At 38.9% G+C, this 5,071-nt stretch carries 6 protein-coding genes; all 6 read right to left on the bottom strand.

Annotated elements, in window-relative coordinates; genetic code table 11:
• Window positions 1–40 precede the first annotated feature (40 nt).
• Genes RWM06_RS09265 through ftsA form a run of 6 tightly spaced genes read right to left on the bottom strand, consistent with a single transcriptional unit; the run spans window position 41 to window position 4,955 of the window.
• On the bottom strand, window positions 41–826 hold the full coding sequence (locus tag RWM06_RS09265) for an RNA-binding protein (RefSeq protein WP_313970907.1): 786 nt from the start codon (window positions 824–826) through the stop codon (window positions 41–43).
• Window positions 823–1,086: a YggT family protein gene (locus RWM06_RS09260; protein WP_313970906.1), complete on the bottom strand. Its 264-nt coding sequence runs from the start codon at window positions 1,084–1,086 to the stop codon at window positions 823–825. The genes RWM06_RS09265 and RWM06_RS09260 overlap by 4 nt, the downstream gene beginning before the upstream one ends.
• On the bottom strand, window positions 1,086–1,619 hold the full coding sequence (locus RWM06_RS09255; RefSeq protein WP_296174055.1) for a cell division protein SepF: 534 nt from the start codon (window positions 1,617–1,619) through the stop codon (window positions 1,086–1,088). The genes RWM06_RS09260 and RWM06_RS09255 overlap by 1 nt, the downstream gene beginning before the upstream one ends.
• Window positions 1,620–1,628: 9 nt before the next feature.
• The gene (locus RWM06_RS09250; RefSeq protein ID WP_313970905.1) at window positions 1,629–2,300 is read right to left on the bottom strand and encodes a YggS family pyridoxal phosphate-dependent enzyme; all 672 of its coding nucleotides are present in this window, start codon (window positions 2,298–2,300) and stop codon (window positions 1,629–1,631) included.
• A gap of 4 nt (window positions 2,301–2,304) precedes the next feature.
• A complete protein-coding gene (ftsZ, locus tag RWM06_RS09245; protein ID WP_313970904.1) occupies window positions 2,305–3,558 on the bottom strand; it encodes a cell division protein FtsZ in 1,254 nt (417 codons plus the stop codon).
• 17 nt (window positions 3,559–3,575) lie between these two features.
• On the bottom strand, window positions 3,576–4,955 hold the full coding sequence (gene ftsA / locus RWM06_RS09240) for a cell division protein FtsA (protein ID WP_313970903.1): 1,380 nt from the start codon (window positions 4,953–4,955) through the stop codon (window positions 3,576–3,578).
• Window positions 4,956–5,071: the final 116 nt, after the last annotated feature.

Here is a 5,071-nt window from a genome sequence, read left to right as displayed (position 1 = left end):
TTATCTTTGATTTCTAACGATGTAATTGGCATATTTTTCCTCACTTACTTAATAACAATTGGACCGTTAATTTCTTTTTATCTTTTTTGGTTTGCCCATTATCTCTAATGAGTTTCAATCGACCAAATTTCCTTACACTAATCAAGTCACCAACCTGAACTATATAATCTGATTTTTCAACTAAATGGTAATTAACTTGAACTGCCTGCTTTTCAATTAACTGATTTGCCTGATTTCTTGACAGCTTGAAGACCCCCGCTAGGAAAACATCTAATCTAGAACTAGCGATACAAATATCCAATTCTCGATAATCTTCTGCTGTAGCAATTTTCTCAGTAAAATCCCGTTCTTCTAGACGAACAGGTAGACAGGCAATTTTCGTAATGCCGTCTTGGAAAAGGAGAGTAAACTGTCGATTAATGATAATCTGTGCTCTCTCTTCATTGACTAAGATATCACCAAACAGCTTCCTATCAATTCCCAGCTGATTTAAAACAGTCCCTAATATTTTTGCATGCGTTAAACGTTCAAACTTATTAGGATAAACTATTTCTTGCAAGGATAGTTCAAAATCAGTGAATTCAGGCTCAAAATAATCAGGATACAGAATTATCCGTACATATTCAGTTTCAAGAAACTGCCGACTACTCATGTAGGAGATGCCGTTCGTTGATGCTAGAACCTTTAAAATCTTTTCTTGATGAGGATTTACAAAGGGGCTTAAAAAAGGAGAATAAGAATCTTCTACCTTTTTTATCCATTCTACTCCCTTATCAATAAAAGACGAATCATTCTTAGAAAAGTGTTGATAAATCATCTTGTTCATAGAAAAATCACTAAAAGTCGAATCAATTGGTTCCCTATAAAATGTACTAATAATACCGCAATCCAGACAGACAAGTCAAGACCTGCAATCTGAAGGGGTAAGCGTTGTAAAGGAGCTATTATCGGTTTCACTAAGCTAATAATCAAGCGACCTAGCCGTGACTCATAAGCATTTGGGAACCAAGACATCAGAGCAAAAACGACTAAAACCAGTGAATAGATATCCACTGCATTTTGAATAAAACGAATGAGAAAGAGCATTATTTCACTCTCGTACGTTTCATGTCAAAACCAAATTCACCATTTTGTGATTCATCTGGTATTTTGATATCTTCAATATTGACGACAACATCAACTGGTGTCAGCAAGTACATAGTAGATGCTACCTTTTTCATGTTACCAGCTAAAACATGACGTGCCCCATCCAGATAATCCAAACAACGACGTGCTTGAACTTCCGTCATGTATTGAAAATCAATCAAAATACTTTCGTTACCAGCTAATAAATCAACAATTTCTGTAGCATCTTCATATTTGCGTGGATAACGAACATCAATCGTCACCTTATCAGTATAACGTTGACTTTGCATAGCCAATTCTTGTTGACGAGCATGAAGACGAGTAATGTTTTTTTCTTTAGATGGCGCAGTCGCAGCTTGTTGAGGTAACTCTTTTACGGAAGGAACTGGAGCCACAATCGGTTCCTCAGCTTTAGGCTGATACGTATTAGCCGTATCTTCTCCATCTTCTGTAAAATAATCTATAAATCTATCAAATCTATCTTTTAAAGACATCTTTCTTTCCTACTTAAAAAATGCTGTGCCAACTCTGACAAATGTTGAGCCGAATTCAATCGCTTCCTTGTAGTCACGACTCATACCCATACTCAAGTCCGTCATTGGCATATTGGAAATTTGTTTTTCTCTAATTTCTAGTTGCAAATCCTGTGTAGCTTTAAAAATTTCTTTCAACTCATCACTACTAGCTTCAAAAGGAGCCATAGTCATCAAGCCTACATATTCAATTTTATCTAAGGTTGCTAATTCTGGCAAGAGCTCCAGTAGTTCTTCCTTTGAAAAACCATGTTTGCTCTCTTCCCTTGAGATATTTACTTGTAAGAAACACTTAACAACTCGGTCACTTCTCTTTTGAATTTCCTCTGCTAGCTTTAATGAATCCAAAGCGTGGAAATAATCAACATACTGAATGACATCTTTGACCTTGCGTCTTTGCAAGGTACCAATCAAATGCCAGCTGACATCTCTATCTTTTAAAGCTTCATATTTCTCAAGGAACTTATCTACACGATTTTCACCAATATGATGCACACCTAGCGGAAGCAAAGCCTCCGCTGTCGGTACGTCTACATATTTTGTAACAGCAACAACTGAAACAGAATTATCTTCTCTTCCTGCCTGCTGACTTGCATCTTTGATTTGTTGAAAAACACGTTCTGTATTTTCTTTCAAATTCATTTACTTAACGATTTTTGAAAAATGGAGGAGTTTCTAATTCGTCCTCTTCTAAAGATGGTGCTTCGAAACGTTCAACTGGTGATACAAGGGAATCAGTTGGACGAACAATCGTCTCACGTCGCAAATCCCAATCACCAAATGCTGATGTTTTAGAAGTTTCTGTACGGCGAGGTGCTGGACTTGGAATTTCTGCAGTTTCAGCCATGTCATAGTGACGGTCATAGTTACGTGTATAACTTGGACTCACTTGTTCATGACGAACAACTTGTTTTGGTGCATGTCCAACAACTTTTTCAACACGATCTTGACGAACACCTGTTGCAACAACTGTTACGCGAATTTCATCACGCATGCTTTCATCAATAGATGTTCCAAGCCAGATGTTCACTCCTTGACCAGCTGCTTGGTTAACGATTTCCGATGCTTCTTCTGCTTCAATCAAAGTCAAGTCAAGTCCACCAGTAACGTTGACGATAACATCCTCAGCACCATCAATCGTTGTTTCAAGAAGTGGTGAGTAGATTGCTTTACGAGCTGCTTCTACCACACGTTCTTCTCCACTACCAATACCGATACCCATTAGGGCATTCCCTTTATTTGCCATAACTGTTTTCACATCGGCAAAGTCAAGGTTAATCAAACCAGGGTTTGTGATCAAATCCGTAATCCCTTGAACACCTTGGCGAAGTACGTTATCTGCTTCGCTAAGAGCTTCAAGAAGTGGAGTTTTCTTATCAACAATTTCAAGCAAGTTGTTGTTTGAAATAATCAATAGAGTATCTACATGTTCGCGAAGTTGATTGATTCCTTCAACAGCAAATTGTCCACGTTTGCTTCCTTCAAAACCAAAAGGACGTGTCACAACACCAACAGTAAGAGCACCTAAATCTTTAGCAATACGGGCAATAACAGGAGCTGCACCAGTACCTGATCCTCCACCCATACCAGCAGTAATGAAGACCATATCCGCTCCACTGATAGCAGCTGTCAATGTTTCTTCGCTCTCTTCAGCAGCTTTTCGACCAACTTCAGGTTGACCTCCAGCACCCAAACCACGTGTCAATTTAGGGCCCAACTGAATTACAGTCTCAGCTTTTGTACTACTCAAAGCTTGTACATCTGTGTTTGCTGCGATAAATTCTACGCCCGTAACACCTTCGTCAACCATGCGGTTAATAGCGTTACCGCCACCTCCACCAACACCGATTACTTTAATAACTGCACCTTGAGCAGCCGCTGTATCAAATGAAAATGTCATAGTTTATTTTTCCTCTTTTATTCATCAAACATACTTCCGATTAAACCACGGAAGCGATCTGCGATTTTTTGTTTATTTTGAGAAGATACTTTATCCTCTTTCGGAGCAACTACGTTCGTAGAAGCTGATGGTTCAACCTCTGTATTTGAAGCTGGTTGAATAGGGGTAGGTTGTGACACCTGCGTAACACGTTGAATCATCCCCCCAAAATTGATTGGTTGGTGACGCAAGGTATCTTCACCCTTGACTGCCCGTTGTGCCAACAAATGCACCTCAGTCAATTGACCAGCAAATTCAGACAAGCTAATCACATGAGCAAAGGCAGGATTACGAATTCCAACTTGATTTGGAACGTAAAGTTTGACACCAACGTCAAAAACTTCCTGTGCAAGTTCTACAATACCTGATAAAATAGCATTTCCACCAATCAGAACAATTCCACCTGGAAGATCCAACAAATGTCTTCTTTCCAACTCTTGTTTAATCTGTTCAAAAATGTGTTTAATGCGAGCTGAAATAATCTCTGCCAAGTAGCTTTCTGTAACTTCTACAGGCTCTACTTCACCAATCACTTCAACTTGGAAAGTTTCATTGCTGGCAAGTGATGGGTAGGCTTCCCCATAGTTCAATTTCAATCCTTCAGCTAATTTCTGTGAAGTCTTCAAGACTTTAGAGATATCTTTTGTGACATAATCTCCACCTTCTTGAAGAATATTTGTAAACTGGAGTTCTTGGTTACGGATTGTAGCAACAGTTGTTTGACCTGCTCCCATATCAATCACAGTAGCTCCAAATTCACGCTCTCCTTCGTTCAGGACTGAACGAACCAAAGCCAATGGTGAAATAATAATATTTTCAACTTGAACACCTGAGCGCTCAACTGTCTTGCGTAAATTGTGAAGAATAGTACGGGGACCTGTGTAAAGCAAACCACGCATTTCAAGACGAACACCCATCATGCCACGCGGGTCACGAATACCTTGGAAACCATCTACGATAAATTCTTCTGGAATAAAAGTAATGACTTCACGATCTGGTGTCATGCTCTTTGTCAAGGCTGATTTGACAACATTTTCAACATCTTGATCTGTAATTTCTTTTGTATCAGATGTAACGGGAATCATTCCTTGAGTTGGTTCTACTTGCAAAAGATTTCCAGGCAAACCAACATTCACTGATTTAATTGAAATGCCAGCCTTCTCTTCTGCTTGGGAAATAGCTGACTTGATAGCACTTGCTGCCGCTTCAATATCAACGATAATCCCATCCTTTACACCTTTGCTCTTGGCATTACTTACACCAATTACGTTTAGTTCACCATTTCTAAGCTCAGCAACCAATACCTTAATGGAATTGGTTCCGATATCTAAGCCTGTAAAAAAACCATCTCTAGTCATTACATCGCATCCTCTCTATCTTCCAAGTTTCTAACTTCTATTTCAATATAGCTAAAACAGGGCATAGCTATTCACAGAATATTATAACACAAAAAATCCAATCGTGCTTAGTTTTT

This window comes from uncultured Streptococcus sp. (assembly GCF_963516575.1).
In the GTDB taxonomy this organism is placed as follows: domain Bacteria; phylum Bacillota; class Bacilli; order Lactobacillales; family Streptococcaceae; genus Streptococcus.
This window is presented reverse-complemented; position numbering and strand designations above follow the sequence as displayed.

Coding starts and splice junctions, on each gene's coding strand:
- RWM06_RS09265 (WP_313970907.1), bottom strand. CDS start 826: ATGAACAAGATGATTTATCAACACTTTTCTAAGAATGATTCGTCTTTT.
- RWM06_RS09260 (WP_313970906.1), bottom strand. CDS start 1,086: ATGCTCTTTCTCATTCGTTTTATTCAAAATGCAGTGGATATCTATTCA.
- RWM06_RS09255 (WP_296174055.1), bottom strand. CDS start 1,619: ATGTCTTTAAAAGATAGATTTGATAGATTTATAGATTATTTTACAGAA.
- RWM06_RS09250 (WP_313970905.1), bottom strand. CDS start 2,300: ATGAATTTGAAAGAAAATACAGAACGTGTTTTTCAACAAATCAAAGAT.
- ftsZ (WP_313970904.1), bottom strand. CDS start 3,558: ATGACATTTTCATTTGATACAGCGGCTGCTCAAGGTGCAGTTATTAAA.
- ftsA (WP_313970903.1), bottom strand. CDS start 4,955: ATGACTAGAGATGGTTTTTTTACAGGCTTAGATATCGGAACCAATTCC.